This is a genomic window from Ruegeria sp. BHSC223 (assembly GCF_059613025.1).
The window spans coordinates 218,174-242,612 of sequence record NZ_JBXWRR010000004.1; the positions used below are offsets into that span (position 1 = coordinate 218,174).

General features: G+C 63.8%; 25 protein-coding genes and 1 pseudogene. 9 read left to right on the top strand and 17 right to left on the bottom strand.

Going from position 1 to position 24,439, the window contains the following annotated elements:
• Positions 1-9: 9 nt before the first annotated feature.
• The 11 genes from AC2FNY_RS10130 to regB all read right to left on the bottom strand — a co-directional run bounded on the left by AC2FNY_RS10130 (position 10) and on the right by regB (position 13,556).
• Entirely contained in the window at positions 10-840 is an 831-nt protein-coding gene (locus tag AC2FNY_RS10130; RefSeq protein ID WP_234165150.1) for an arsenate reductase/protein-tyrosine-phosphatase family protein, read from the bottom strand.
• Positions 841-919: 79 nt separating this feature from the next.
• Positions 920-1,297 carry a Lin0512 family protein gene (locus AC2FNY_RS10135; protein ID WP_496802362.1) on the bottom strand — a complete coding sequence of 126 codons (378 nt, stop codon included), beginning with the start codon at positions 1,295-1,297 and terminating at the stop codon, positions 920-922.
• A complete protein-coding gene (locus AC2FNY_RS10140; protein ID WP_496802363.1) occupies positions 1,294-1,644 on the bottom strand; it encodes a Lin0512 family protein in 351 nt (116 codons plus the stop codon). Before AC2FNY_RS10140 ends, AC2FNY_RS10135 begins: the two co-directional genes overlap by 4 nt.
• A gap of 87 nt (positions 1,645-1,731) precedes the next feature.
• Positions 1,732-2,052, bottom strand: a complete 321-nt coding sequence (trxA, locus tag AC2FNY_RS10145) for a thioredoxin (protein ID WP_011049545.1) — start codon at positions 2,050-2,052, stop codon at positions 1,732-1,734.
• 60 nt (positions 2,053-2,112) lie between these two features.
• Positions 2,113-5,469, bottom strand: a complete 3,357-nt coding sequence (addA, locus tag AC2FNY_RS10150) for a double-strand break repair helicase AddA (RefSeq protein WP_496802364.1) — start codon at positions 5,467-5,469, stop codon at positions 2,113-2,115.
• Positions 5,466-8,393 carry a double-strand break repair protein AddB gene (gene addB, locus AC2FNY_RS10155; RefSeq protein ID WP_496802365.1) on the bottom strand — a complete coding sequence of 976 codons (2,928 nt, stop codon included), beginning with the start codon at positions 8,391-8,393 and terminating at the stop codon, positions 5,466-5,468. Before addB ends, addA begins: the two co-directional genes overlap by 4 nt.
• A complete protein-coding gene (locus AC2FNY_RS10160; protein ID WP_496802366.1) occupies positions 8,386-9,072 on the bottom strand; it encodes a nucleotidyltransferase family protein in 687 nt (228 codons plus the stop codon). Before AC2FNY_RS10160 ends, addB begins: the two co-directional genes overlap by 8 nt.
• Positions 9,069-10,076, bottom strand: coding sequence for an aminoglycoside phosphotransferase family protein (locus tag AC2FNY_RS10165; RefSeq protein WP_496802367.1), 1,008 nt, complete (start codon positions 10,074-10,076; stop codon positions 9,069-9,071). Before AC2FNY_RS10165 ends, AC2FNY_RS10160 begins: the two co-directional genes overlap by 4 nt.
• Positions 10,073-10,546, bottom strand: coding sequence for a tRNA (adenosine(37)-N6)-threonylcarbamoyltransferase complex ATPase subunit type 1 TsaE (gene tsaE, locus AC2FNY_RS10170; protein ID WP_234145368.1), 474 nt, complete (start codon positions 10,544-10,546; stop codon positions 10,073-10,075). The genes AC2FNY_RS10165 and tsaE overlap by 4 nt, the downstream gene beginning before the upstream one ends.
• Positions 10,547-10,588: 42 nt before the next feature.
• Positions 10,589-12,091 carry a PAS-domain containing protein gene (locus tag AC2FNY_RS10175; RefSeq protein ID WP_496802368.1) on the bottom strand — a complete coding sequence of 501 codons (1,503 nt, stop codon included), beginning with the start codon at positions 12,089-12,091 and terminating at the stop codon, positions 10,589-10,591.
• A 67-nt stretch (positions 12,092-12,158) separates the two neighbouring features.
• Positions 12,159-13,556: a sensor histidine kinase RegB gene (regB, locus tag AC2FNY_RS10180; protein WP_496802369.1), complete on the bottom strand. Its 1,398-nt coding sequence runs from the start codon at positions 13,554-13,556 to the stop codon at positions 12,159-12,161.
• 87 nt (positions 13,557-13,643) lie between these two features.
• Between regB and AC2FNY_RS10185 the strand changes: the two genes are divergently transcribed.
• The 3 genes from AC2FNY_RS10185 to AC2FNY_RS10195 all read left to right on the top strand — a co-directional run bounded on the left by AC2FNY_RS10185 (position 13,644) and on the right by AC2FNY_RS10195 (position 16,142).
• Entirely contained in the window at positions 13,644-14,264 is a 621-nt protein-coding gene (locus tag AC2FNY_RS10185) for an SCO family protein (protein WP_234165170.1), read from the top strand.
• Positions 14,265-14,350: 86 nt separating this feature from the next.
• Positions 14,351-14,905 carry an ActR/PrrA/RegA family redox response regulator transcription factor gene (locus AC2FNY_RS10190; protein WP_234139263.1) on the top strand — a complete coding sequence of 185 codons (555 nt, stop codon included), beginning with the start codon at positions 14,351-14,353 and terminating at the stop codon, positions 14,903-14,905.
• Positions 14,906-14,915: 10 nt separating this feature from the next.
• On the top strand, positions 14,916-16,142 hold the full coding sequence (locus AC2FNY_RS10195; protein WP_496802370.1) for a glycosyltransferase family 61 protein: 1,227 nt from the start codon (positions 14,916-14,918) through the stop codon (positions 16,140-16,142).
• On the opposite strand, the gene AC2FNY_RS10200 is transcribed toward AC2FNY_RS10195, so the two are convergent.
• Positions 16,115-16,708: an HD domain-containing protein gene (locus tag AC2FNY_RS10200; RefSeq protein ID WP_496802371.1), complete on the bottom strand. Its 594-nt coding sequence runs from the start codon at positions 16,706-16,708 to the stop codon at positions 16,115-16,117. The two genes, AC2FNY_RS10195 and AC2FNY_RS10200, sit on opposite strands and share 28 nt — an antisense overlap.
• A gap of 207 nt (positions 16,709-16,915) precedes the next feature.
• Between AC2FNY_RS10200 and AC2FNY_RS10205 the strand changes: the two genes are divergently transcribed.
• The 4 genes from AC2FNY_RS10205 to AC2FNY_RS10220 all read left to right on the top strand — a co-directional run bounded on the left by AC2FNY_RS10205 (position 16,916) and on the right by AC2FNY_RS10220 (position 19,915).
• Positions 16,916-17,230: a hypothetical protein gene (locus tag AC2FNY_RS10205; protein ID WP_496802372.1), complete on the top strand. Its 315-nt coding sequence runs from the start codon at positions 16,916-16,918 to the stop codon at positions 17,228-17,230.
• 96 nt (positions 17,231-17,326) lie between these two features.
• Positions 17,327-18,715, top strand: a complete 1,389-nt coding sequence (gene ahcY, locus AC2FNY_RS10210; protein ID WP_496802373.1) for an adenosylhomocysteinase — start codon at positions 17,327-17,329, stop codon at positions 18,713-18,715.
• Positions 18,716-18,889: 174 nt separating this feature from the next.
• Positions 18,890-19,393 carry a DUF922 domain-containing protein gene (locus AC2FNY_RS10215; RefSeq protein WP_234165176.1) on the top strand — a complete coding sequence of 168 codons (504 nt, stop codon included), beginning with the start codon at positions 18,890-18,892 and terminating at the stop codon, positions 19,391-19,393.
• A gap of 180 nt (positions 19,394-19,573) precedes the next feature.
• Positions 19,574-19,915 (top strand): DUF2853 family protein, encoded by a 342-nt coding sequence (locus AC2FNY_RS10220; protein ID WP_234165178.1) that lies wholly within the window; start codon positions 19,574-19,576, stop codon positions 19,913-19,915.
• Between the two features lie 245 nt (positions 19,916-20,160).
• On the opposite strand, the gene AC2FNY_RS10225 is transcribed toward AC2FNY_RS10220, so the two are convergent.
• The 5 genes from AC2FNY_RS10225 to tsaD are packed head-to-tail and all read right to left on the bottom strand — an operon-like array spanning position 20,161 to position 23,348.
• On the bottom strand, positions 20,161-20,556 hold the full coding sequence (locus tag AC2FNY_RS10225) for a DUF1761 domain-containing protein (protein ID WP_234139115.1): 396 nt from the start codon (positions 20,554-20,556) through the stop codon (positions 20,161-20,163).
• A 42-nt stretch (positions 20,557-20,598) separates the two neighbouring features.
• Positions 20,599-21,021 carry an EVE domain-containing protein gene (locus AC2FNY_RS10230; protein ID WP_496802374.1) on the bottom strand — a complete coding sequence of 141 codons (423 nt, stop codon included), beginning with the start codon at positions 21,019-21,021 and terminating at the stop codon, positions 20,599-20,601.
• Positions 21,021-21,290 (bottom strand): YciI family protein, encoded by a 270-nt coding sequence (locus tag AC2FNY_RS10235; RefSeq protein WP_234145378.1) that lies wholly within the window; start codon positions 21,288-21,290, stop codon positions 21,021-21,023. The genes AC2FNY_RS10230 and AC2FNY_RS10235 overlap by 1 nt, the downstream gene beginning before the upstream one ends.
• Position 21,291: 1 nt before the next feature.
• Entirely contained in the window at positions 21,292-22,254 is a 963-nt protein-coding gene (locus AC2FNY_RS10240; protein WP_496802375.1) for an NAD(P)H-dependent glycerol-3-phosphate dehydrogenase, read from the bottom strand.
• Positions 22,251-23,348, bottom strand: a complete 1,098-nt coding sequence (tsaD, locus tag AC2FNY_RS10245) for a tRNA (adenosine(37)-N6)-threonylcarbamoyltransferase complex transferase subunit TsaD (protein ID WP_496802376.1) — start codon at positions 23,346-23,348, stop codon at positions 22,251-22,253. The genes AC2FNY_RS10240 and tsaD overlap by 4 nt, the downstream gene beginning before the upstream one ends.
• Before the next feature lie 98 nt (positions 23,349-23,446).
• Between tsaD and AC2FNY_RS10250 the strand changes: the two genes are divergently transcribed.
• Both AC2FNY_RS10250 and AC2FNY_RS10255 read left to right on the top strand, forming a co-directional pair.
• Positions 23,447-24,160 carry a uroporphyrinogen-III synthase gene (locus AC2FNY_RS10250; protein WP_496802377.1) on the top strand — a complete coding sequence of 238 codons (714 nt, stop codon included), beginning with the start codon at positions 23,447-23,449 and terminating at the stop codon, positions 24,158-24,160.
• Positions 24,160-24,439 (top strand): annotated as a pseudogene (locus AC2FNY_RS10255) (hypothetical protein); the annotation flags it as partial. The gene AC2FNY_RS10250 and the pseudogene AC2FNY_RS10255, both read left to right, overlap by 1 nt.

The following is a 24,439-nucleotide window of genomic DNA, read 5'->3' on the forward strand; positions in this document are numbered from 1 at the left end:
CTGGTGGGGTCAGGCCTCGCGGCCCAGATCATCGACCGCGCGTTGCAGGGAAATCCGGTCAAGCTGGTCGAAAGGCAGGTTGGCAAAGGCCTGAATGCGGTTCTTCAGCGTGCCATAGACCTGTTGAAAGGCGAGGTTTTTCTGTGCGTCGTTGCCTTCGGCGCGAACAGGGTCCGGCAGGCCCCAATGGGCCGAGATCGGTTGCCCCTGCCAGGCCGGGCACTCCTCGTTTGCGGCGCGGTCGCAGACGGTAAAGACAAAATCGAACTTTGGTGCCTCGGGGGTGGTGAACTCGGCAATGTTCTTGGCGCGCAATCCGGTCACGTCATGACCCTTGGCGCGCAGCACCTCGACCGCGTGCGGGTTCAGCTCGGAATAAGGCTTGGTCCCTGCAGAATAGACGTTGAACCGGTCACCGCCTTCGGTTCGCAACAGGGTCTCGGCAAAGATCGAGCGGGCGGAATTGCCGGTGCAGATGAACAGGACATTGTATTTCGGGTGGGTCATGGCTGAACTCGTCGCAACAGCAGAGAGAGCGTTGGGCAGGCACAATTCAGGGCGGCCCCGGCAGCAATCGAGGAACAGCGCATTCATCGTCTCGCGCATGCCGTCCATATCCACCTGGTAAAGCAGCGAGGTGCCCTCGCGGGTCTGGGTCACCAGCCCCACCTGCACCAAAGCAGAAAGATATGACGATAATGTGCTGGGTTTCACATCCAGCGCGGCGCCGATTTCACCGGCGGCGACGCTGCCCGGATAGCGGCGCATCAGCAGCCGGAACACGGCCAGCCGCTGCGGGTGCCCAAGGGTGGACAGGCGGAGGGGAATCGTTATTTCCATATTTCGCGTTTTATCGAAATAAAGGATTCGGTCAAGCCCCTTTGCGCCGTCCCTCCTGTTCGCGTCAGGCTGGAAGTGCTCAGGCCGGATCGTCCGTTGTCAGCTGATATTTGCCCGCAAGGGAAGGCAGGTAAGCTTCGATCGCCGCAGTCGCGACAACGTGGCGGGTTCCGGCATCCGGGTCCGCCACATCCAGCCCACCCAGCACAGTGCGCACCGTGGCAACCCCGCGCGGCAGCTCGGCGGCGACGGCCTCGCAATCGACCTCGTCGGGCTGCTGTACGCCGATGGTTACCTGCACCCGCATCTGTCCATGATCGATCCGCAGCTTCGAAAACAGCGTGATCGAGGAATGGTGCAGCGCGTCCTGCACCGCCCGCCGCGCCGCCTTGGTATAATCCTGACCATAGAGGTCATTGCCGGTGCCCATCTCAAGGATCATCCGATGATCGCTCATCCCGCCGCCTCCATGTCAAAGGAAACGACCACCGCCGCATTGGCGATGACCGTGCGCCCGCCGCCCTGCGGCTTGTCGATGTCCAACCCGCCTTGCCGGACCGTGATATTGGGCTGGCCATAGGGAAACACCGCAGCCAGCACGGCTGTATCCACCGCCTCGGGCCGCTGTACGCCAATCTCGGCATCGACGATCATCGCCTCTTTCGGAAAGCCGAACAACTCGGCCATGTTGACCGAGTTGTGCCACAGCGCGTCCTTTAGTGCGCGCAGCGCCGCCTCGGTATAGTCCTCGCGCCTGAGCGACGTGCCCATGCCGAATTCCACCAATACGCGCGTCTTAGCCATTCTGCCGCTCCTGCCATCGCCCGTAATCGGAACGAAAAAGAGGCGCCCGATGCGGGGCGCCTCTTGGTTCATAGCGTGAAACCGGCCTCAGATCGAGCTGTCGATCCAGTTTTGCAGGGCGGCCTTGGGGGCCGCGCCGGCGCGGTTCGACACGACCTGACCGTCCTTGAAGATGAACAGCGCCGGAATGCCGCGCACGCCCATGGCAGCGGCGGCGTTGGGGTTGCTGTCCACATCGACCTTGGCAATCTTCACCTTGCCGGCATATTCGGTTGCCAGTTCTTCCAGGGCGGGGCCGATCTGTTTGCACGGGCCGCACCATTCGGCCCAGAAATCGACCACTACGGGGATGTCCGAGTTCTTGACTTCGGCGTCGAAGGTTGCGTCGGTGACGGCTACGGTGGACATGGTCTGTCTCCAAAAAGGGATGCGCTTGGGCCGGAAAGGTAGGTTCCCGACGGGGGGAGGTCAAGATATCTGGATGCGACCCAGGGCAGCGGCCACAAGATCGTGAGGCAACCACATGATCTGTGCGGTGCGAGTCCAGAGGATGCCGGTGCGGATGGTGCGCCCGGGATAGACCTGTTCCAGCGCATGTGCATAGGCGCCCATCTGCCGCAACAGCCCCTCGGGGCAGGCTTCGGGCCGGTCTGGCACCACCGCGTTGCTCTTGAAATCGACGACGCCGATCTCGTTCTCACCGATCAGCAACCGGTCGATCCCTCCGTGCAAGCGCCTTGCCCCCAGCGGTGCCGAGATCGCCACCTCGGCCAGGGTGCCGGGGGCAAAGATGTCAGCCAGCGCCGTGGAGCTGAGCACGCCGCGTGCCTCGGCCAGCAGTTCGTCACGCAAGGGGGCATCAAGGTCTGGCAACAGGCGCAACGCGTGATCGGTCCAAGCCGCCGGTTCGGTTCCGGGCAGATGCTCCAGCAACAGGTGCAGCCAGCTGCCGCGCGCTTTGGCGGCTTCTTCGTCCAGACCGGCTTCTCCCGGCAGGGCTTTGGCGCCACCCAGATCCGAGGGCGCAATGGTTTTGACTGCGGATACGGGATCGGGCGCCGGGCGGGCCGCCCAATCGGGCAGAGCCACTGTCGTCTCGGGCGTGGTGCTTTCCTCGACCAGTGGTGGCCCGGTCCAGTCGCCATGTTCCAGCCTCAGGATATCGCCCGCGACTCCGGTCGCCCCGGCTTCGGCCATCGCATCCGAAACCGCCTGATACCAGCTGTTGCCATCGCTGCCCAGATCGCCCGCCGCCGCCACGATCAACCACTTTTCCGCACGCGTCAGCGCCACATACAAGAGCCGTAGCCGTTCGTTCATCTCGCGCGTCTGCGCTGCCTCGCGCGCGGTCGAGAGCAGCGCCGGAGAGCTGTCACGCGGCACCCGCCATAGTGGTGTGCCCTCGGCCAACATGATCTCGGCATCGCGTGGCGCGCGGCGTTGGGCAGTGTCGGGCAGGATCACGATGGGCGCCTCCAACCCCTTGGAGCCATGTACCGTCATCACCCGGATCATGTCGCCCACCCCGGTCATCTGGCGCTTGATCTCCAGATCGTCGGTCTGCATCCAGACAAGGAATCCGGTCAGGCTGGGAATGTCCGAGCGTTCATAGGCCAGTGCCTGGCTGAGCAGGGCGTTGATCCCGTCCTCTGCCTCGGCGCCCAATCGGCCCAACAGCTTGCGCCGCCCGTCATGCCGGGTCAGGATCCGCTCGATCAGGTCATAGGGGCGCAGGAAATCGGTCTGCCCGCGCAGGTCGTCGAGCACGGCCAGTGTTTCGGGAAACTCCGCGCGCCGGGCGCGCAGCGCCGCCCACAGGTAGCGGTCGCTCCGGCGATGCGCCAGGTCAAACAACTGCTGTTCGCTCCACCCGAACAGAGGCGATTTCAGCACCGTGGCCAGCGACAGATCATCCTCGGGCGTGGCCAGAAAGTTGAGCAGGGCGGCAAGATCCTTGACCGCCAGTTCGGCCCCGACCTTGAGCCGGTCGGCCCCCGCAATGGGCAGGCCCGCCGCCTTGCAGGCGCGGATGATCTCGGCAAACAGATCGGATCGGCGCTGAACCAGGATCAGGAAATCGCCGGGCCGCACCCGTCGCCGCGCGAATGTGCCAGGTGTTTCGCCATCAATCGGGATGGTTTCGCCCCGGTCGATCATATCGCGGATCTGCCCGGCCACCTGCTCGGCCAGGATCACCGTGTGATGGCGCGCGCCGGGCCGGTCCACCGGGTCGGTCCAGTCGCCGTCTTCCTCTTCCTCGACCTTGTCGATCAGCGGCCAAAGGTCGACCCGCCCCGGCAGGTCGGATTTGAAGGCCCGGTGCAAGGACTCTTTGTGAAACCCCGCCTGCGCTCGGTTCCGGAACACCAGATCGACCAGCCCAAGGATCGCGCTGGACGAGCGGAACGAGAATTCCAGCGTCAGATCTTCCAGGTTAGAGCCTGAATCGCGCAGCTTGCGCCCGAATTCGGCCTGCATCCGGTCAAACGCGTCCGGGTCGGCGCCCTGAAAGGAATAGATCGACTGTTTCTTGTCGCCGACGACAAAAATGGTGCGCTCGACACCCGAACGCGCGCCTTCGCCGCTGGTGAATTCCTGCGCCAGCTTCTCGATCACGTCCCATTGTTCGGGGCTGGTGTCCTGTGCTTCGTCCACCAGGATATGATCGATGCCACCGTCGAGCCGGTAAAGCACCCAGGCCGCGACGCCCGGATCGGTCAGCAATTGCCGCGCCTTCAGGATCAGGTCGTCAAAGTCGAGCCAGCCGCGCAACTGTTTGCGCCGGGAATATTCCGGCAGAAACGCGGCCGCGAACCGGTGCAGCGCCAGAGATTTCTCAGCGGCAGCCAGCGCAAGGCGCTGGTCGCGCGCAGCCTCGACCCGCAGCATCAGCGCTTCGAGCTGGGGCATCTGTCCAGCCAGCACGCCTTGGCGCAGACCCTTGGTGGGAAAGCCGTCGATCTTGGCCGAGAACGGCGATTTCGCGCTGGCACCGGTCAGCAGCACCTGTTCCAGCACGATCAGCCCGTCGAGCGTCGGCCGGGTAAAGGCGGCAAGCCGGGCGGCGGCTTTCTGGTCATTGGCACCGCTGCCCATCAGCGCAGGCAGGAGGGAGCGGATCAGCGCGACCTCGCCACCCAGAAAGACCGAGGTCAGCAGCCCCTGGGTATCGAACTCCTCGGGCAGGTCGAACAGGGTCAGCAGCCCGGCCCAGTCCAGCGGTTGCGCAAAGGCCGCGCGCCTTTGGCAGATGGCGGCGGTCAGGCTGGCGAAATCGGTATCGGTGATGTGGCGGGCCAAATTCGAGATCAGCGCAGCCTGCGGGCCAGCGGCCATGTCTTCGACGATCTCTTCGCGCAGCAGGGCGGCGGCGCGGTCCTCCATTTCCGAGAATTGCGGGCTGACCCCCGCTTCCAGCGGGAACCGGCGCAAGAGCGTGGCACAGAACGAGTGGATGGTCTGGATCTTGAGCCCGCCGGGTGTTTCGATGGCGCGGGCGAACAGGGTGCGGGCATGGGCCAGCCGTGCATTGTCGATCGCCCCCGGCACCCCAAGATCCGACAATTGCGCCCTGAGCGGCGCATCCGCCAGCATCGCCCATTCGCCCAAACGCTTGAACAGGCGGTTCTGCATCTCGCTGGCTGCCGCCTTGGTATAGGTCAGGCACAGGATGTGCTGAGGCTGCACATCGCTGAGCAACAGCCGCGCCACCCGGTCGGTCAGCACCTTGGTCTTGCCCGACCCGGCATTTGCCGCCAGCCAGGTCGAGGCGTCCGGCCGCGCGGCCTGTACCTGACGTTCGGTCGCTGCGTTGCGGGCGCTCATGTCAGATCCTCGGGTTCGGGCGTGGCGCTGCGATCCCATTCTCCGAACCGCGCCAGATGATCGTAATCGCCTGCATCGCTGTCCTTGTGCAGCATCCGGCGCGAGGTAAAACCTTGATCTGGCTCGAAATAGGCGCCGATCAGCTGGTGCAGCTCGGCCCAGACTTTGACCGGGGGCTCGGCGTCGAGCGGGGCCGGCACCTCTTTGTAGCTGCCACCCATGCCGATAAAGACCGCGCGCGCCACCGGGGCCGGGTCGATCCCCTCGAACCCGCCCTCTTCGGCCAGCGCAGCCTCGATCAACAGTTGCCGGTCGAATTTCGCCTGCTGCTTTTCGCTGGGCGGTGCCCCAGTCTTGTAGTCGTAAAGACAGAGCGAGCCGCGTTCGGTCCGGTCGATCCGGTCGGCCCGCCCGGTCAGGGTGAAATCCAGCCCGTCGAGCTGTTTGCGCATCTGCGCCTCGAAGGCGATCGGGCCTGCGTCGGCGCGCCGGGCCTCTTCGGACAGCAAAAAGGCATCGGCCACCCGGTCGAGCCGCGCCAGCCACAGCGCCCGCGCCGTGGGCCAGGCAACCAGTTCCTCCAGCATCGCGCCCGCGCGTTTCAGGAAGGTGTCGCGGTTGAGCAGGGCCATGTCCAGCACGCTGTCGCGCACGAAACTCTCCAGGACCTCGTGGATCACGATCCCCCTCAACAGCGCGTCGGGTGCCTGCACCAGCGGGTCCAGCGGTTTGAGTCGCAGCACATGCCGGGCGTAGATCGCGTAAGGATCGCGGATCAGCTTCTTGATCTCGGTCACCGACAATTGCCGGGGCCGCGCGGCCAGCGGCGGCCGGGGCGAGGGGCGCGGGGCCGGGGCACTGCGCGGCGCCTCCTCCAGCGCCTCGGCCATGGACAGCCAGCGACGGCCGCGCGCCCGCATCTCGGACAGCGCCACTGCACCGCCCTGATCGGGCAGGCCCTGCAACAGGTTGGTCAGCCGGTTCAGCCAGCGCGAGGGCACGGTTTCGGCATCGTCCGAGCGTTTGGCGCGGGTCAGCCAGACTTCGGGCGCGCCGATGGCCTGTTGGAAATCATGCGCCGACAGGCCGATGCGACGTTCCGGCAGCAACAGGCCCGCATCGTGGCGCATGCGCCGGTTCAGCCAGGGGTCGGGGGCAGGGGATTCGGGCCAGCTGCCTTCGTTCAGCCCGCCCAGGATCAGCAGGTCAGCCCCCATCACTCGCGCCTCGAGCGTGCCCCAGATCATGATGCCGGGATAGGGCGCGTCGCGGTCGCGCACCTCGCCCGTGGACAACAGCCCGCCCAGAAGGTCGGCGAAATCGCGGGCGTCCATCTCGCCGCCATGCGGGGCCTCGTCGGCCAGAGCGGTGACGATGGCCAACGCCTCTTGCCCGGCCTTCTGTTCCCAAAGGTTGCCGCTGCCGCCCTCGGCGCCCGCCGACAGCGCCTCGGCCAGCTGGCGCAGGCGGTCGACCCAATCGGACAGCGGCAGGGCGCCGGTGACATGCTGGTCGCAGAAACAGCGGGCGACCCAGTTGGTCCAGCCGTCGGACACCTCGCGGCGGGTGGCGAAACCCGTCAGGTCTTCGGCACCGGGAAAGGGCGGGCCGTTGCGGCGCAGATCCAGTTCCAGATCGCGGGTGTGGAGCAGGTGTTCGTTGCGGCCCTTTCCGGTGTGACACAACGGGTGTTTCAGCAGCGTCAGCAGCGCCTCGCCATCCAGCCGGGACGAGAACAGCCCCGCGACATGGCGCAGGAACCGGCCCGGTGGTGACAAGTGCAGTGGCAGGCCGGCGCTGTCATCGGGCAGGATGTTCCAGCGATCAAGCGCGGCGCTGACCTGCCGTGTCAGCATCCGGTCGGGGGTGATCAGCGCCGCGCTTTGCCCATCCTCTGCCGCTTGACGCAGGCGCAGGGCGATGGCCAGCGCCTCGTCCCGCGGACTGGCTGCCTCGATCAGGGTGATGTCGCGGGTGGCGGTATCGATACCTTTCAGCTGCGGCCCCTCGCTCATCCAGGCGTCGGTCACCGGTGCGGGGCGAAGTGCCAGCGACACCAGCCGGTTGCGGCTGGTGCAGGGGGCCACGTCATCCGACCAGGGTGAGATCTGATCCGGCGTCAGGCCCAGCCGCGCCATCAGCCGGGCAAAGCGGAACTGGGGATGGTCCTCGGCGGTCAGCGCGTCCTCGAGCCCGTCCCAGACCCGCCCCGGCTGGTCGAAGTCAAAGCCGGGCAGTACCACCGCGCCCTGCGGCAGGCGGGCAACCGCCTCCATCAAGAGCATTGTGGTCCCGCGCGACCCGGTGGAACCGGCCAGGATCACCGGATGTTCAGGAGGGTGCTGCGCCCATTCCGCGATCAGCGCCTCGACCACGCGGCGTTGCCGGGCCTGCACGTCCAGTTCGTCGTCACCGCTGCGCAAATAGCGCTCGGCTATGGCGATGAATTGCTGCGCACGCGCCCAATGACCGGATTGGTCGCTGACATCCAGCGCCCGAATGGCAGCAGGTGTGACCCCTTCGCCCTGCATCTCGTCGATCAGAGCGGCCAGGCTATCGGAAAGGTCGAAAATCGATGCCCGCGCTGCCAGATCGGGCTGCTGATCCAATAGGCGCGTGATCAGCTGCACCAGTTCCAGCCGCCGCCGCAATGGTGGAACTGCGGGTGGGAGATGGGTGACCGCGCCCAGCGCCGTCAGGTCGGTGACCAGCGACACCCGCGGCAACAGAGCCGCCGGCCCGGCATCGAACAACGCGCGGATGCGCCGCTCCATCCGGTGGGTGTTGACCACCAGCTGCACCCCCGCCAGCACATGCGGCGGCTGCCCGGCAACACGTTGGTGCAGCCCCTGCACCAGCGCGCGCGGGAAATCGACCCCGGACGGCAGGGCAAAGACACGGGGGTGCGGGCAGGGGTCAAACATCGCGCAGCATCTCCTCGGCCAGAGCGATCCCGCCGGGATGGCCGACATCGCACCAGCGCCCGGGGTATTCCAGCGCAAAAAGCCGCCCGGCCGCCCCGATCCTGTTCCAGAGAAGGTTCAGCGAAAAGGCAGGCACGTCAAAGCCATGCAACCCGCCCGTCTTGACGATCTGTACCCCGCCATAGACCAGCCCCGGCCCGCGTTCGATCCGCCCCTGCGCATCAAGGCTGAAATCGCCAGTCCCTGAATGTCCGATGGCCTGTTCCAACGGCACGCACATCAAAAGCGCATCCATATGTACCGGATCCCAAGCCTCGGCCAACAGGGCAAAGGGATTCGGCCCCGACCAGATCGCATCGGTATTGCTTGTAAACACCGTTTCGGCCCCAAGCATCGGCAAGGCTTGCCGTAACCCCCCGCCGGTATCCAGGATATCGGGCTGCTCCTCGGACAAGAGCACCCCCCGTGGCGCCAGATGCGCCGCCAGCATTGGGGCGAGGTAGTGCAGGTTGGCCACGATCCGGGGTGGGGAAACTGCGCGAGCCAGGTCCAGCGTGTGATCGACCAGAGGGCGGCCCGCCACCTCGATCAGGGGTTTCGGGCGGGTGCGGGTCAGGTCGCCCATGCGGGTGCCGAACCCGGCGGCGAACAGCATTACGGGCAGGTCGGTCTGTGTCATCTCGGGTGCAGTCGGGCCAGGTTTTCGGGTGAGGGAGGCGGCAGCGTTTCGCGCAGCAAGTCTGCGATACCCGCCATGGCCGGATGCTCCAGATCGCGCATCACATGGCGCCAGACCGCGGCCATCAGCGCCAGATACCGGGTCTTGCCCATCTCGCGCGACAGCCGGGCAAAGACGCCCAGAATGCGCAGATTCCGCTGTACGCCCAGCACGGCATAGGCGGTGCGGAATTCGTGGTCGTCCGCACCGGTCTCGGCTATGAACCGGTCGATCATGCGCATTTCGATCCGGGCCGGCACATCTCGGCGGATGTCCTGCAACAGGCTGACCAGATCATAGGCAGGGTGGCCCACGACCGCGTCCTGGAAATCGAGCAGCCCGACCCGGGCCATCCCGGCGCGATCCGGCAGCCAGAGCAGATTCTCGGCGTGATAGTCCCGCAGGATCATTACTTTGGGTCCCTGGATCGTCCGGTGCAGGACGCCTCCGAACCGGTCTATGAACCGATCCCGCATCTCGGTGGTGTCAGCGCCTGTGATCCCGCTCACATAGTGATCAAAGGCGATATCGGTCTTTTCGGCCAGCGGCGCCGGGCCATAGCTGTCGAGACCGGCCATCAGCGGCATGTCGCGCAGCGCCACCAATAGATCGGTCGCAGCCTCGTAAAGCGGCACTTCTTGTGACGAGTCGCGGGCGATGACGCGGGTAAAGAGGTCGTCGCCCAGGTCTTCGATCAGTAAAAAGCCCTGCGATGGATCCTCGGCCAGGATCTCGGGCGCGCTCAGGCCCTGGGCGCGCAGATGCCGCGCCATTTCGACAAAGCGGTGTACCGTTTCGCCCTGCGCGGGCGGAGCGTCCATCAGCACGGCGGTCTGGCCGGTTTCCGGGTTGCTCAACCGCTCATAGCGGCGAGCCGAGGCATCGCCTGCCAGCGGCGTTCGCGAGGCGCCGGCCCAGTCGGTTTCGGCCAGGAAAGCGGTGGTAAGCGCGCTTCGGTCACTCATTTCAACGCCTCGATGCGCGTGGTCCATTTTGGATCGGTCCAAGACAGGGTCAGGCGGCGTTTCAACTCGTCCTGAGGGTCGGTTTCGAAATGCAGATGCAGGGCATGATCCGGTGTCAGAGGGCCCAGCCGGTCAGGCCATTCGACCAATGTGATCGCGTCCGAGAAGGCCTCGGACAGGCCCAGTTCCTCGATCTCGTCCAGCCCGGTCAGTCGGTAGAGATCGCTGTGCCAGATCTCGCCCCGGGTGCTGTCATAGACCTGTACCAACGTGAAGGTGGGCGAGGGGATATCCTCGGCGACGGGTAGCAGGGACTGGATCAGGTGACGGGCGAAATGGGTCTTGCCGCTGCCGATCTCGCCCGACAGCAACAGGCAATCCCCCGCTGTCAAAGCGGCACCGAGAACCACCGCCAAACGGGCGGTTTCATCGGGGCTGTCAGGGTGCAGGATCAGGGGCGAAGCGGTCATGGCGCCACAATGACCGCGGTGCATTCCGGCTGCAAGGCGGTATCACCCCTCGGCGTGGGCCGGTCCGTGCGCGGCTGTCTCTGCGGGCGATGAAAAGGATACCAGGGTAGAGCCGTTCTGGATCGGGCTGACGGTGCATGTCAGGTGCTCGCCGCTGCGCAACTGTACGCGTCCCCCCCACTCCGCCCGGTTCTCGCGGCTTTCGACAAAGTCGCGAATCTCACCCCAAAGCGGTGTTGCAGTGCATAGATCCTGCCAGGTTCGGGTCGCATCCACGATCGTCACCTGTGCAAAGCTGAGATCGGGATCGGATTTCCACAGCCGGTGATAGGCGGCGTTGGAAAAGGCCAGCGACCCGTCGGCGGCGAACACCGCTATCGCCGCATCCAGATGGTCCAGCACTGCCTGCCCCAGTTCCAGTTCCGAGCGGAACCGGCGGGTCAGGGTGATCTCGGCGGTGATGTCCTCGAACAGGAAGGCCACCGCGCCATCAGGATGGGGCCGCCCGCTGACCGAATAGACCGAGCCCGAGGGTAGCGACCAGGTTTCCTGATAGTTGCCGCTCGATGCCGCTTGCAGCAGGTCGTTCATCTGCTGGCGCCAGCCGCCGTAATTCTTGGGCTCCGGCATCATGTTGAGATTGCGCAGCCTGTCAAAGAAGCTCGACACCTCGGGTCGGCTGCTGAGGAAATCGGCTGGCAGGCAAGTCAGGTCGATCAGCGCAGGGTTGAATAACGCCAGCTGTCTATTGCGGTCAAAAATTGCCAAACCGATAGAGAGCTGGGCAAATGTCTTGGCCAGGGTCTGGACAAAATTGCGTTGGGCGATTTCTGCATCCACGACTGCATTGATGTCCATTGCATAGCAAAGGCAGCCTGCATTCTGTTTTACGATCACCACGTCGAACCACAGCTTGGCATCGGTTTCACCTATCGCGATCGAGATACGTGCTTTCTTGGCCGGTGCGCCAATGTCGACTCTGTCTGGAAACAACGGGTCGAAAAGCTCCGGGTTGCGACCGCGCACCTTGCGAGCCAACATCACATAGGCAGCATTGCACCATCGGATATTGCCATCGCTATCCAGATACCAGACAGGATAGGGCGCCTGGTCCATCGCAAGCCGCAACGGGTCTGCATCTGATGCACGCGGGTCGTTGGCCAGAGCATCGCAATGCCGGCGCAGTTCGACTCGGACGATGCCGTCGATCCATTCGCAAAACACGTCACGATCATTGCGCCCGTCGATCGGTGCAACCACCAACTGTCCTTGCCGTTCTATATGGTCGGGATCGGAGGGGAAGCCGGGAAACTCGTTTGCCAGACGCTCGCGCAAGTCATGCCAGTCCTGAATGTCCTTATCTTCGCCGGCATGCGAGGCGCCAATCATGTCGGTGCCATCGAAAAGGAACACATGACCCAGGCCGCTACCGGGTTCAAAAACAGGGGCGATCGGCTGTCTGGATTGAGCGGGTTTAGAGAGCAATCGCCCAGTCAGCCCTGCCGACAGTAGGCATATCGCGGCCAAAGCCAACCATTCCACCATATTCGTATCCCGCCTTGCCTCGTCCGAATGGATCGATCCTGCGGGCAAGAAGTTAACACAAGTTTAACTAAACTTGAAACTGTTCATTCAACCCTAGCGGGATCGAGTTTTCACCGATCTGGGCGTCGATCTGCGACCGTGGCCATACGACCAGAACGATGGCGCCTCGGCGTTCGGACTGCTCGGTCAGGGTCTGGTAGGGATCCGAGCCATTGGCAAAGCTTAGCTCGGCGCCGCTGCGTTCCAGCAGGGTCTTGGCAATGAAAAGGCCCAGGCCCATGCCTTCGTATTCCGGCCGGGTGCGGCGGTCGATCTCGGCTCGGCGGCGGCGCACGAACGGATCGCCGATGCGCCCGATCATGTGGCCGGGATAGCCACGACCATCATCCATAATCGAAACCGTGATCGTCTCGGCGGTCCATTTCGCCTCGATCCAGACATTGGTGCGGGCAAAATCGACCGCGTTCTGGATCAGGTTGCGCAACCCGTGGATGACTTCGGGCTTGCGCAGGATCGACGGCTGTTGCAGGTCGCCACCCTCGCCCGGACCTTCGTCGAAATGCACGGTTTTGCCGCGGTGCACATGCGGTTCGGCCGCCTCGTGGATAACAGTCGACAGTGGCGCCTGGCGCAGATGCAGATCGTCCTTTCCCGCCCGTCCCATGTCACGCAGGATATCGCGGCAACGATCCGCCTGCTCGCGGATGAGTGCCGCATCCTCGCGCAGGTCGGGGCGGTCATCCAGCTCTTCGACCAGCTCGGAACTGGCCAGTTTGATCGTGGCCAGCGGTGTTCCCAGCTCGTGCGCGGCGGCGGCCACCACCCCGCCCAGATCGGTCAGCTTCTGTTCGCGCGACAGCGCCATTTGCGTCGCGGCCAGCGCCTCGGACATCGATTGCACCTCGGAGCTGATGCGATAGGAATAGGCGCCCAGAAAGATGATCGCGATGATGATCGCCGTCCAATGGCCAAAGACGAACACATCCGGGATGCGCAGGATAAAGCCCATCTCGGTTCTCAACGGAACGTGATAGAGCCCCAGCAGCGTGACCAGAACGATGGCGGTGGTACCTATGAACAGGGTCGAGCGCAGGCCCATCACATTGGCCGAGATGATCACCGGCCCGACCAGAAGCAGCGCGAACGGGTTGTGCAATCCGCCGGTCAGATACAGCAGGAAGCCCAGCTGCAACAGGTCGAACAGCACCATCAGAAAGTTCTCGAACTCTCCCAAGCGCTTGTTTTCAGGGAAAAGAAAGATCGCCAGCAGGTTGCCGACGGCCGAAATGCCGATGGCCAGATAGCACAGGCCCAGGTTCAGTTGCAGGTGATAGCTGTGCTGCGCCACCAGAATAGCGGCGACCTGCCCGGCAATGGCCACCCATCTGAGCAGGATCATCGTGCGCAGACGGATCCAGCTGCTGCGCTCTTGTCCGAGCACGAGGTTGATATTGGAGTCCGGCATCGCGCGCCTATGTCCAGTTGCAACGGCTGGCTATCTTGATAGGTGTCCGGGCCGAGACGATCAACATCTCTGACCTTGAGGCCGAAAATGACCCGACTCTATGCCTTTCTCGCCGCGGTGGTTGCCGCCACAGCGCTGGGCGCCACCTGGATCGCTACCCGTGGCGGTGACGGTGACGACCGGTTCGCCCAATGCCGTGCCGGGCAGATCGCAGGCGGCGCCGAGACCATCGGCGGCCCGTTCGAACTGGTCAATGCCAAGGGCGAGACCGTGACCGACAAGGATGTGATCACAGAGCCCTCGCTGCTCTACTTTGGCTACACCTTCTGCCCCGATGTCTGCCCGCTGGACAACTCGCGCAATGTCGAGGCGATAGACCTGCTTGAAACCCGTGGGCAGATGGTAACCCCGGTCTTTATCTCGATCGACCCGGACCGCGACACGCCCGAGGTGGTCGGCGATTTCGCTGCCAACCTGCACGAGCGGATGATCGGCCTGACCGGTTCGCCTGAACAGGTCAAGGCGGCAAGCCTCGCCTACAAGACCTATTACCGCGCGCAGGACAAGAGCGACGAGTATTACCTGGTCGATCATTCGACCTTCTCTTACCTGGTGCTGCCCGAACATGGTTTTGTCGAGTTCTTCCGCCGTGACGAGACGCCCGAGCAGATGGCCGACCGGATCGGCTGTTTTCTGGACGCCATGTGATCACGACAGAGGCGTTTGACCTTGCCGCAGTCGCTGTTAATACTCGCCCTTAGGCAAAAACACGAAAAACAGCGGAAAGAATGAGCATGGTCGACGCCCCCCAGCCCGATATCGGTCCCGACAAGTCGCTGTTGCTGGTTGATGACGACGAACCGTTTCTGCGCCGGTTGGCCAAGGCGATGGAAAAACGCGGCTTCGAGATCGAGACCGCCGGTTCGGTTGCCGCCGGTCGTGCCATCGCCACCGCCCGGCCACCGGCCTATGCGGTGGTCGATCTGCGGCTCGAGGATGGTAACGGGCTGGATGTGGTCGAAGTGCTGCGCGAGAAGCGGCCCGATTGCCGGGTCGTGGTCCTGACCGGTTACGGTGCCATCGCCACCGCGGTCGCAGCGGTCAAGATCGGGGCCACCGACTATCTATCGAAACCTGCTGATGCCACCGACATCACCAACGCTTTGCTGGCCACCGGCGACGAATTGCCACCGCCGCCCGAAAACCCGATGAGCGCGGACCGGGTGAGGTGGGAGCACATTCAGCGTGTCTATGAACTCTGTGATCGTAACGTTAGCGAAACCGCGCGCCGGCTAAACATGCACCGCCGGACCCTGCAAAGGATTCTGGCCAAGAGAAGCCCGCGCTGAGAGGTTCGTTATGGCGCAAGCGCCTGAACTTGACCCCAATGACCCTACCACCCAACCACAGCCCGATGGTGGCTGGTCCGAGGGACTGGACACGCTGAGCGGCGCCATCGTCGTGCCGCCCGAGGTCAGTGGATTCACCCAAGAGGCGGGCGTGCTGCACAGCGATGGCCGCTATTGTCCGCAAGGCGCGCTCTGGCGTCGGTATCGCCCGCTGACGACCGAGCCCCCGATGCCCGAGAATGTGTCCGAGGTTCTATCGGGCCGCTGGCTGTGGGGTGGGGTGCTGTGGGCTCATTTCGGTCATTTCCTCGTGGAAAGCACTGCGCGGCTCTGGGCGCTGAACCATATCGACGGGCCCATCGACGGCGTGTTGTTCATCCCCAAACGGCCGCGCGTCGGCGATCAGATTCGCGGGTTTCAGCGCGATTTCATCGACCTGATGCACCCGGGTCTGCCGATCCATGTGGCCACGGACCCAATCCGTGTCGAGGAATTGATCGTTCCCGGACAAGGCTTTGGCCTGGGGCCGATCACGCAAGGTACTCAGAAGTTCCGCGATGCGATCCATGCCGGGTTCGGCAAGGCGGTCGAACCTGATGGGCCCAGCAAGATCTATATCTCGCGCTCGGCGCTGGGCCTGGGCAAGGGCGGCATGCTGGGAGAGGAGCGGCTGGAGGATCTGCTGCGGGCCGAGGGCTATGACATCTTTCACCCCGAGAAATACAATCTCGAAACCCAGCTGGCCCGCTACAAGGCCGCGACCCATGTGATTGCCGCCGACGGCTCGGCGCTGCACCTTTACGCCATGGTCGGACGGCCCGATCAGAAAGTGGCGATGATCCTGCGCCGCAAGGCCGGGGCCACCAACCTTCTGGCCAAGAATGTCGCCCATTTCTGTCGCTGCAGCCCGATGGTGATCGACGCGCTTTATACCGAATGGGTGCGGGGCGAGGGCGGCAAATCGAACCGGCTCTCCTTTGGCGAGCTCGATCATGCCGTGATCGGGCGCGGCCTGGCGATGGGCGGTTTCGTGCGCCCGGACGTGGACTGGCTGCGCGCAACCGACGCGGAACGTGCCCAGATGTTCCGCGACAAGGGGCTGGATCAGGCGGGCGATTTTGTCGAGAGCGAAGAGTACCGGAAACGCCGCCGCCGTATCATGCGGCAGGAGCGGCGCGCGCGGCGCGCCGCGCGCGAGGATGGGGCGGATCAGACTTCGGAAATCAAGGCCTCATAGCGGGCGGTAAAGGCGGCGCGCGTTTCCAGCGGTGGTCGCAGGCAAATGTCCAGACCCTGCATCAGCTCGGGTTTCTGCCTGCCAAAGAACTTGTTCGCCTCGGCCTCGGTAAACCCGGCGATCCGTGTGGCCTCCATCCATGCACTCACCCGGTCGGCGCGCTTGATCTGTTTCTTGATCTGCACCGGCAGCACGGCGGGCAGGCCGAACCGTATGTGGATTGCCGCTGTCAGCCGTGCGTCAAGCAGCCCGTAATCGGCCCCGACCGCTGCCTTGACCGGAGAGATCATGTCGCCGATCACATATTCAGGCGCGTCGTGCAGCAGCGCCGCCAGCCGCCACTTCGACCCGGCGCCGGGCACGATGCGGGCAAAGATATCCTCGACCAGCAGCGAGTGTTCAGCGACTGAATAAGCGAAATCCCCATGGGTCTGCCCGTTCCAGCGCGCGACAAAGGCCAGCCCATGGGCGATATCCTCGATCTCGATGTCGACCGGTGTCGGGTCCAGCAGATCCAGCCGTCGCCCCGACAGCATCCTTTGCCAGGCTCTGGGTTGTGTTGCCATTGTGCCACGTCCCCTTTGCGTGCCATGTTTTTGCCACATTCCGGGCGCAGCCTGATCCCTGTTCCGATCACATGCTGCCAGCCCAACGATCAGGTGTCGCGTTCGCGGCCCGGTGGCTTGATCGGTCTATCGAAGAGCGGGGGGCGTGTTATCTCCTCCCGGCACGTCCCCCGACAAATCCGTTCCTCTATGCGAAAGGAGCTTGCGATGATCAAGCCTCTGTTGGGAGCATTGGCCGGCTTTGGCCTGATCCTGTCCGCCGGGACGGCCACCGCGCAATCCTGTGCCGCGCGCGCGGCGATCGTCGACCGGTTGCAGCAGAAATACTCTGAACGCCTCGCCGCCGGTGGGTTGCAGCCCTTGTCTGATGGCGCCTCGGTGATCGAGCTTTGGGCCTCGGCTGAGACCGGCACCTTTACCGTGCTGCTGACCCGGGCCACTGGCATCAGCTGTATCGTCGCTGCGGGCACCGACTATTTCCAGACCTCGGACACCCAGCCGGTGCCCGATATCCCCAGCTGAACCAACGCCACGATCATTCCCCCTGATCCTCGTTGCCAGCCGCCAGCAGGGGTGATAGGGCCTCTGGCGACCGAATTTGCCGGAATGGAGTGACAGATGGCCGGGGATTATATCGTCAAGGACATTGCGCTGGCCGGGTTTGGCCGCAAGGAGCTGGACATTGCCGAAACCGAGATGCCGGGCCTGATGGCCCTGCGCGAGGAATATGGCGAAAGCCAGCCGCTCAAAGGGGCGCGGATCGTCGGTTCGCTGCATATGACCATCCAGACCGCCGTGCTGATCGAGACGCTGGTGGCGCTGGGCGCCGATGTGCGCTGGGCTTCGTGCAATATCTTCTCGACCCAGGACCACGCGGCGGCAGCGATTGCGGCGGCGGGCATCCCCGTCTTTGCGATCAAGGGCCAGACGCTGGAAGAGCATTGGGACTACCTCGACAAATCCTTCCTGTTCGAGGACGGCCCCAACATGATCCTGGATGATGGCGGCGACGCGACGCTTTACATCCTGCTCGGCGCCCGCGCCGAGGCGGGTGAGGACATCATCCCGGTTCCGTCCTCGGAAGAGGAAACCGTGATCAAGGCCCAGATCAAGAAGCGCATGGCTGCCTCGCCGGGCTGGTTCACTAAGATGCGCGACCAGATCCAGGGTGTGTCCGAGGAAACGACGACCGGCGTCAACCGCCTGTATCAGCTGGTCAAGGACGGCCATCTGCCGTTCCCGGCGATCAACGTGAATGACAGCGTGACCAAGTCGAAATTCGACAACAAGTACGGCTGCAAGGAATCGCTGGTCGACGGCATCCGCCGCGCCACCGACACCATGATGGCCGGCAAGGTCGCCGTGGTTTGCGGGTACGGCGATGTGGGCAAGGGCTCTGCCGCCAGCCTCCGCGGTGCCGGTGCGCGCGTGAAGGTGACCGAGGTCGACCCGATCTGTGCCCTTCAGGCGGCCATGGACGGGTTCGAGGTGACCACGCTGGAAGACGAAGTCGCCAGCGCCGACATCTTCATCACCACCACCGGCAACAAGGACGTGATCCGCATCGAGCATATGCGCGAGATGAAGAACATGGCCATCGTCGGCAATATCGGCCATTTCGACAACGAGATTCAGGTGGCCGCGCTCAAGAACCACAAATGGACCAACATCAAGGAACAGGTGGACATGATCGAAATGCCCTCGGGCAACAAGATCATCCTGCTCTCCGAGGGTCGTCTGCTGAACCTGGGCAACGCCACCGGCCACCCCTCGTTCGTGATGTCGGCCTCGTTCACCAACCAGGTTCTGGCGCAGATCGAACTGTTCACCAAGGGCGATCAGTACGAGAACAAGGTCTATATCCTGCCCAAGCATCTGGACGAGAAAGTGGCCCGCCTGCACCTGGCCCGGATCGGTGTCAAGCTGACCCAGCTGAGCCCCGATCAGGCCAGCTATATCGGGGTCAAGCCCGAAGGCCCGTTCAAGCCGGAACACTACCGCTATTGAGTGTCGGCGTCAGCCGATGCGCAACCGTTCTGACTGGCCGCCCCGATACGATCGGGGCGGCCTTTTCATACCGATCGCAGTGATCCGATAAAGCTTGACGCGCTAATCCCCAGTCCGCTTATCTCATGCAACTGTGCCGAGCCGTCAGGCGGCATGCACCTCGAGGAATGTGATATGCGTATGAAGTTTCTTTCGATCCGCCTCTTCGGCAAATCGCTGTGTGTGGCGGTGTTGGGGCTCTCATTCGGTGCGGTGATGGCCGAGGCGAAACCCAAGGTTACCGTTGTGAACAAGACCTATGTGGTGAATGCCGCCACAGCGCAGGACCTGATCCGGGAGATGGATGCGCGGGGACCCAACGGGTTCTGGGCCTATACGGACTGGTATGTGAAATGGTCCGGCAGTTGCGACCTGTCAGTCAGTATCACCTATACGATGCCCAAGCATAAGAACGAGGCCAAGCTGGATCCGGAGCTGCGCAAAAGCTGGAAATCCTTTGTCACGGCTCTGAAGAAACACGAGGAGTTGCACGGCGCGCATGGTGTTCAGGCAGCGCAGGAAATTGAACAGACCAAATGCGCTGACGGCGACGCCGTCATCAGAAAATGGTCCAATCAGGACAAGGTCCTCGACAAGCGGACCGACCACGGCAAGAAGGATGGCGTGGTCTTGAAGTGAGGCGGCCGGTCGCGTTGTCTCTCGCCTCGGGGCTGACTTGACGCGATGACAAGGCCGATCACGGCGACTTACAGGGAAAACGGGCCAAGTTTTCCCTTTGTGCGCGACCCGGCTGCCGCTACGCTCTTGCCAGTGCCGGATAGACTGGCCGAAAACAGAAAAACTCGGGAGAGTGAAGAGATGGGAAAACGCGACGACCTGATCGCCCAATATGCTGACGATCTGAAGAACAAGTGCGGGATGACACCCGACATGAACCTGCTAACCAAGGTGACCATTGGTTGCGGTCCGGCAATCTATGATGCCGATGCCTCGACCGTCGCGTCGAGTCAGCCGGGTGAGCTGGAAACCGTCAAGAACAATTTCCTGATCAAGAAGCTGGGCTTGGCCGACGGGCCCGAGCTGGATGCCGCCATTGCCAAGGTTGTGGACACCTATGGCAAGTCTGAGCGCAATAAGTATCGCGCCGTGGTCTATTACATGCTGACCAAGCATTTCGGCAAGGAATCCGTCTACGGCTGAGCCAACGGCACGCTGTAAACGCAAGCGCCCGCATTGGCGGGCGTTTCGCATTTTATGAATATTGTCAAAGCTTTGCCTTTGCGCCGGAAGGGGTATCGGGCGTATAACTATCGTATGACCAGGACGGTCAGAACCTCGGTACAGAATTCGCGTGTGGTGTGTTGGGAGCACGCGGGGGTAGGGGAGGGTTCTGAACCGTCGGAACCTTCCCCTTTTTTCATTGAGCTACCACCGGGACCGCGATCCTAGAACAGCGTCAGGATCAAGCCCATCACCGCACAGGCCAGTGTTGCATAGCCGCCGTCGATCAGGCTGAGCCGCAGCGGGCGCATACCATAGAGATTGTTGAGCGTGATCCAAGGTGTGATGAAGAACAGCCCGATGCCGATCCCCGCCACGATCCCCGCCCCCGCACTGTCGATCCCCGAGAGAGCAAAGACATGCCGCATCATCCCCGCCACGACCAGTTGCAGCAGAAAGCTGGCCGCAAAAATGCCGGGGGTCATGCCGCCCTGGGGTTTGCCGTCGGGGCCGCGCGGCACCTTGGCATCCTGCATCCAGGGTTCTGCCAGAACCATGTACCAGACCGATCCCAGCGCAAAGGCGCCAAACGCGGCCGCCAGAACATTCAACAGTTCCATCCTTGCCTCATCGAGTTTCCGCGATGCGGCCAGAATGCATGATCAGTCGGGAACTGTCTGCCCCATTGCGCAGATTGCGCGCCATTCCGCCTCTGTCACCGGCTGCACCGACAGGCGCGAGTTGCGCACCAGAACCATCTCGGACAGGCGCGGGTCGGCCTTGATCTGGTCCAGCGTCACCGGCTGCTGAAAGGGGCGCACCGCCTTGATATCCACGCATTCCCAGCGCGGGTCGTCTGCCTTGCTGTCGGGGTGCGCCTCGGCGCAGACCTCGACGATGCCCACCACCGCCTTGTCGCTTTGCGAGTGGTAGAAAAAGCCTCGGTCACCCAATGCCATTTCCCGCATGAAATTGCGCGCCTGATAATTGCGCACGCCATCCCATTCTTCACCCGCGTCGCCCTTGGCGACCTGATCGTCCCAACCCCAGGTCTCGGGTTCCGATTTGAACAGCCAATAGGCCATCAGCCGATTACCTTTTTCCACGGGATCAGTTGCACCGACTGGAACAGCCCGGCCTTGGCATAGGGGTCATTGGCGGCCCAGTTCTCGGCCGCGGCCAGATCGGCCACATCAAGAATGACCAGCGAGCCGATCATCGCGTCGCCGTCCAGCAGCGGCCCGGCCTGCGCGACAACTCCGGTTTCCTCGATATAGGCAAGATGGGCTGCGCGATTGTCGAGCCGGGTTTGCAGGGCGCCGTCCTTGTCCCGTGCGATCAGGGCAACCAGCATGTCATTCCTCCTTGAGCGGTCGGTTGAGCAGCGAACGCATCGCTTCGGCGACACTGTAATCGCCGTTTGACAGCTGCGCCACCGTTGTGCTGATCGGCATCTCGATCCTGTTATCGCGGGCCAGTTGTGCCACCGCATGGGCGGTGGCGACACCTTCGACCGTGGTGGCGCGGTCGAACGGCTCCTGCCGGCCCAATGCCAGACCGAACCGATAGTTGCGCGACAGGTCGGATGAGCAGGTGAGCATCAGATCGCCAAGGCCAGACAGGCCCATCAGGGTCTCGGGCCGGGCGCCTTTCAGCGCCGCCAGCCTCTGCATCTCGGCAAAGCCACGGGTCAACAGCGCGGCGCGGGCGCTGTCGCCCATCCCGGCACCGATGCAGGCGCCGCAGCCGATCGCGATCACGTTCTTCAGCGCGCCACCAAGTTCGGCCCCGATCGTGTCGGTGGTCCGATAGAGCCGCAGGTTGGCGGTGGTCAGCTGCGCTTGCAAATCGCGACCCAGATCGGCCTCGGCGCAGGCCAGCGTCAGTGCCGTCGGCAGGCCGCGCGCGATATCCTGGGCAAAGCTGGGTCCGGTCAGCAGCGCGGTGCGGGTGCCGGGCAGGGTTTCTGCCATCACGGCCATCGGGCCAAGCCCGCTGTTCAATTCGATCCCCTTGCAGCAGGCGACCAGAACCCGCCCGCGCAATGCAGCCGCATGATCTGACATCATGCCGCGCAGTTTCTGCATCGGCACCGCAAGGAGCAGCGTGTCGCTTTGCGAAGCCTGATCCAGATCATCGGTAACGCTCAGCGCTTCGGGCAGCGGCAGGCCGGGCAGGCGCTGTTGGTTCTCGCGGGTCTCCTGCATCTGCCGCGCCTGTTCGGGGGACCGTGACCACAACGTGACCGGACCCTTGCCCGCAAGCGAGATTGCCAAAGCGGTGCCGAATGCGCCCGATCCCAGAACCGCGACACTCATGCCTTGGCGCCCTTCTTGCCGCTGCCCAGCATCGCCGGGCTGCTTTGATCAAGCGGCCAGCGCGGCCGGGCGGTCAGGTCCAGCCCGTCGCGGGCGCCGCTGCGGAAGCGTTCGAGACCGGCATAGGCGATCATTGCCGCGTTGTCGGTGCACAGGCGCAGCGGCGGCGCGGTGAACCGGGCATCCGCCTCGGCGCAGACCGTCTCCAGCGCCGCGCGGATGGCTGCGTTGGCCGCCACCCCACCAGCGACCGCGACAACCGGGTCTGCTGGGTCCTCTGCCAGATAGAGCGCCAGCGCGCGTCGGGTCTTTTCCGCCAGGGTATCCACCACTGCGGCCTGAAACCCGGCGCACAGATCGGCGCGATCCTGCCGGGTCAACCCGCCCTGTTCGGCGACCAACTGGTCGCGCATCCGCATCAGCGCGGTCTTTAACCCCGAAAACGACAGGTCGCAACCGGGCCGGTCCAGCAAGGGCCGGGGAAAGCGGAATCGCTTGGGATCACCCTGCCGCGCCTCGCCCTCGACCGAAGGACCGCCGGGTTGCGGCAGGCCCAGCAGGCGCGCGGTCTTGTCAAAGGCCTCGCCCGGAGCGTCGTCGATGGTCCCGCCAAGCCGTGAGAACTGTTCGGGCCCGTGGGCGATCAGGTATTGGCAATGCCCGCCCGACACCAGCAGCATGAGATAGGGATAGGCGATCTGGTCGGTCAGGCGCGGGGTCAGCGCGTGGCCCGCCAGATGATTCACCCCGATCAACGGCAGGCCGGTGGCGGCGGCGATCCCCTTGGCGCACATCACCCCCGACATCACCCCGCCGATCAGGCCCGGCCCGGCGGTCACTGCCACCGCATCCAGATCGGCCAGGGTAACGCCAGCCTCGGCCAGCGCCTGGCGCACGCAGATATCCAGTTTTTCGGCATGGGCGCGGGCGGCGATCTCGGGCACCACGCCACCATAGGCGCTGTGCAGGTCGGTCTGGCCATGCACGACCGAGGACAGGATCTCGGCCGGTTGCCCCTCGGTCTGGCGCACCACCGCGGCGGCGGTATCGTCGCAACTGCTTTCCAGCCCGAGTATCGTCAGGGTTTGCGCCATCGGCCCCACCGTTGCATGATGTTCGGCGAGCGGGGTATCACCCCCGCGACCCGCAAACAATCCCGCCACGCAGGAGCGCGCCGCTGATCTATCTGCTGATGACCCGCCCGCGTGGCGCCTCGGAACGGTTTGTCGCCGGGTTACGCCCCGAGATCCGGGCGGCGTTGACCCCCATCTATTCCCCGCTGTTGCGGATCGAGCCGACAGTCGAGGCGCTGGATTTTGGTTCGGCGGCGGGGCTGATCTTTACCTCCTCCAATGGTGTGGGCATCGCCGCGCGCTTGACCGCAGACCGGTCGCTGCCCTGTTTCTGCGTCGGGCGGGCAACCACCCGGATGGCGGTGCAGGCGGGCTGGTCTGCCACCATGGCGGGCGAGAGCGCCGAGGCGCTGATCGCGGGGATGCTCGCGAGGCGTCCGGAAACGCCTCTTTTGCATCTGCGCGGTGAACATGGGCGCGGTGAAGTGGCGGCAAACCTGACCCGGATGGGGTTGAGGACCGGAGAACAGGTGATCTATGCCCAGCGTTTGTTGCCCTTTTCGGACGAGGCACAACGGGTCCTGACAGGTGACAAACCCGTTATTGCACCGGTTTTCTCACCCCGGACCGCGCGACAATTTGCCGGGCTGTTGAACGGCACGCCGTCGCTCAGCGTCGTCGCGATGAGTGAGGCAGTGAAAAAACCCTTTGAAAACATAAAGCTTTCCGATTTGATCGTTGCCAAGACTCCGGATGCCGACGCTATGCGGGACGCGATTGAAATTGCTGTGACGCGTGCCATTCGGGTTGAGGGGCGTCCGGGCGCGCATTAGTGTCGAACGGCATCCGGTATTTGAAGATTTTCAGATTCGAAAGGGACAGCGCGGTGGCCGAGAAGAAAGACCCAGAGCTGGAAACCGTCACCGACCCTATGTCCGAGACCAAACAGGAGTTGCCTGAACCAACGGTTGACGAGGCGAAGGCGGCGACAGAGGAGCCTTCCGAAGCCGAAGCCGAAGCCGAAGCCGAAGCCGAAGCCGAAGCCGAAGCCGAAGCCGAAGCCGAAGCCGAAGCCGAAGCCGAAGCCGAAGCCGAAGCCGAAGCCGAAGCCG

What these genes read in the sequence shown, in the direction of transcription:
- AC2FNY_RS10130 (WP_234165150.1), bottom strand. Translation starts at nt 840, where the DNA reads ATGGAAATAACGATTCCCCTCCGCCTGTCCACCCTTGGGCACCCGCAG.
- AC2FNY_RS10135 (WP_496802362.1), bottom strand. Translation starts at nt 1,297, where the DNA reads ATGAGCGATCATCGGATGATCCTTGAGATGGGCACCGGCAATGACCTC.
- AC2FNY_RS10140 (WP_496802363.1), bottom strand. Translation starts at nt 1,644, where the DNA reads ATGGCTAAGACGCGCGTATTGGTGGAATTCGGCATGGGCACGTCGCTC.
- trxA (WP_011049545.1), bottom strand. Translation starts at nt 2,052, where the DNA reads ATGTCCACCGTAGCCGTCACCGACGCAACCTTCGACGCCGAAGTCAAG.
- addA (WP_496802364.1), bottom strand. Translation starts at nt 5,469, where the DNA reads ATGAGCGCCCGCAACGCAGCGACCGAACGTCAGGTACAGGCCGCGCGG.
- addB (WP_496802365.1), bottom strand. Translation starts at nt 8,393, where the DNA reads ATGTTTGACCCCTGCCCGCACCCCCGTGTCTTTGCCCTGCCGTCCGGG.
- AC2FNY_RS10160 (WP_496802366.1), bottom strand. Translation starts at nt 9,072, where the DNA reads ATGACACAGACCGACCTGCCCGTAATGCTGTTCGCCGCCGGGTTCGGC.
- AC2FNY_RS10165 (WP_496802367.1), bottom strand. Translation starts at nt 10,076, where the DNA reads ATGAGTGACCGAAGCGCGCTTACCACCGCTTTCCTGGCCGAAACCGAC.
- tsaE (WP_234145368.1), bottom strand. Translation starts at nt 10,546, where the DNA reads ATGACCGCTTCGCCCCTGATCCTGCACCCTGACAGCCCCGATGAAACC.
- AC2FNY_RS10175 (WP_496802368.1), bottom strand. Translation starts at nt 12,091, where the DNA reads ATGGTGGAATGGTTGGCTTTGGCCGCGATATGCCTACTGTCGGCAGGG.
- regB (WP_496802369.1), bottom strand. Translation starts at nt 13,556, where the DNA reads ATGCCGGACTCCAATATCAACCTCGTGCTCGGACAAGAGCGCAGCAGC.
- AC2FNY_RS10185 (WP_234165170.1), top strand. Translation starts at nt 13,644, where the DNA reads ATGACCCGACTCTATGCCTTTCTCGCCGCGGTGGTTGCCGCCACAGCG.
- AC2FNY_RS10190 (WP_234139263.1), top strand. Translation starts at nt 14,351, where the DNA reads ATGGTCGACGCCCCCCAGCCCGATATCGGTCCCGACAAGTCGCTGTTG.
- AC2FNY_RS10195 (WP_496802370.1), top strand. Translation starts at nt 14,916, where the DNA reads ATGGCGCAAGCGCCTGAACTTGACCCCAATGACCCTACCACCCAACCA.
- AC2FNY_RS10200 (WP_496802371.1), bottom strand. Translation starts at nt 16,708, where the DNA reads ATGGCAACACAACCCAGAGCCTGGCAAAGGATGCTGTCGGGGCGACGG.
- AC2FNY_RS10205 (WP_496802372.1), top strand. Translation starts at nt 16,916, where the DNA reads ATGATCAAGCCTCTGTTGGGAGCATTGGCCGGCTTTGGCCTGATCCTG.
- ahcY (WP_496802373.1), top strand. Translation starts at nt 17,327, where the DNA reads ATGGCCGGGGATTATATCGTCAAGGACATTGCGCTGGCCGGGTTTGGC.
- AC2FNY_RS10215 (WP_234165176.1), top strand. Translation starts at nt 18,890, where the DNA reads ATGCGTATGAAGTTTCTTTCGATCCGCCTCTTCGGCAAATCGCTGTGT.
- AC2FNY_RS10220 (WP_234165178.1), top strand. Translation starts at nt 19,574, where the DNA reads ATGGGAAAACGCGACGACCTGATCGCCCAATATGCTGACGATCTGAAG.
- AC2FNY_RS10225 (WP_234139115.1), bottom strand. Translation starts at nt 20,556, where the DNA reads ATGGAACTGTTGAATGTTCTGGCGGCCGCGTTTGGCGCCTTTGCGCTG.
- AC2FNY_RS10230 (WP_496802374.1), bottom strand. Translation starts at nt 21,021, where the DNA reads ATGGCCTATTGGCTGTTCAAATCGGAACCCGAGACCTGGGGTTGGGAC.
- AC2FNY_RS10235 (WP_234145378.1), bottom strand. Translation starts at nt 21,290, where the DNA reads ATGCTGGTTGCCCTGATCGCACGGGACAAGGACGGCGCCCTGCAAACC.
- AC2FNY_RS10240 (WP_496802375.1), bottom strand. Translation starts at nt 22,254, where the DNA reads ATGAGTGTCGCGGTTCTGGGATCGGGCGCATTCGGCACCGCTTTGGCA.
- tsaD (WP_496802376.1), bottom strand. Translation starts at nt 23,348, where the DNA reads ATGGCGCAAACCCTGACGATACTCGGGCTGGAAAGCAGTTGCGACGAT.
- AC2FNY_RS10250 (WP_496802377.1), top strand. Translation starts at nt 23,447, where the DNA reads ATGACCCGCCCGCGTGGCGCCTCGGAACGGTTTGTCGCCGGGTTACGC.